The sequence below is a fragment of the Mycobacterium sp. AT1 genome, from assembly GCF_002043095.1.
Taxonomy (GTDB): Bacteria; Actinomycetota; Actinomycetes; order Mycobacteriales; family Mycobacteriaceae; genus Mycobacterium.
On the sequence record NZ_MVOC01000119.1, the window covers coordinates 1 to 914 of the forward strand.

Here is a 914-nt window from a genome sequence, read left to right on the forward strand (position 1 = left end):
GACGGTTGCGGCGGCGGGCACGGCGGCCGGGGCCGGCGCCACCGCGGCCTCGGGAGCGGGTGCCGCTACCGCCTCGGGGGCGGGATCTGCAGGCGCTGGCGCCGGTGCCACGTCGGGAGCCGGCACTGCCGCCAGTGGTGCGGCGTCCGGCGCGGGGCCGACGGCATTCGCCGGGTCGATTCCTTGCGGGAGGTGCGCCTCGGTGCCGGGGATGGCGCCCGCGGCGGGCACGTGAGCCACCTGCGGATCGGCGACGAACTGGTTGACCGCCGTCGCGACGCCGCGAACGCCGCCGCCGCGGCCATCAGCATCGAGGCGGCGTTCGTCGGGTCACCAGCGGCTTGTTGAATCACCGGTCCGAGGCTCTCCATCGCGGGGAGCCCTGGCGCCTGAAGACCGCTGATCGGCAAGGGCAACGGCAACGGCGGCGCGGGCTCCGCGCTGGCGACCGGTTGGGCGCTCAGCACGAGCGCGGCCGACGCACCGAGTGCGATCAGAAGCGTTCTGGTCGATGGCATGACTCTCCCGTGATGTCGATGGTGGGGCGGCGGTGAGCGGTGAACGTCAGGGCAGGGCGGCGGTGGGGAAGAACAGCGGTGCGAGCGCGCCGTCTGCCGCGGCAGGCAGTGCGGGAGCGATCGCGGCCGGAACGGCGGCGGCGGCGGGCGCCACGGCCGTCGCGGCGGGGACGGGCGACCGCGGGAGCAGGTTGGCCAGCGGCAGGCCCGGGGGCAGCAGCGAGGTCAGGTCACCCGGGAAGCTGAGCTCCTTGGGGAGCGGCAACACGTTGTTCGCGACCTGCGGGATCTGGACCTCTGCGGTGGGAACCAGGCCGGCAGGCTGCGCTGCGGGCACTGCGGCGGGTGCGGCCGCGGCGGGCAGCAGCCCGGGCAGGGCCGACGTCGCCGGTGCGG

The 914-nt window shown here is 76.0% G+C and carries 2 pseudogenes; both read right to left on the reverse strand.

What is annotated here, in order from left to right:
- A pseudogene (locus tag B1790_RS33790) lies at positions 1 to 518 on the reverse strand (hypothetical protein); the annotation flags it as partial.
- A gap of 46 nt (positions 519 to 564) precedes the next feature.
- A pseudogene (locus B1790_RS34905) lies at positions 565 to 914 on the reverse strand (hypothetical protein); the annotation flags it as partial.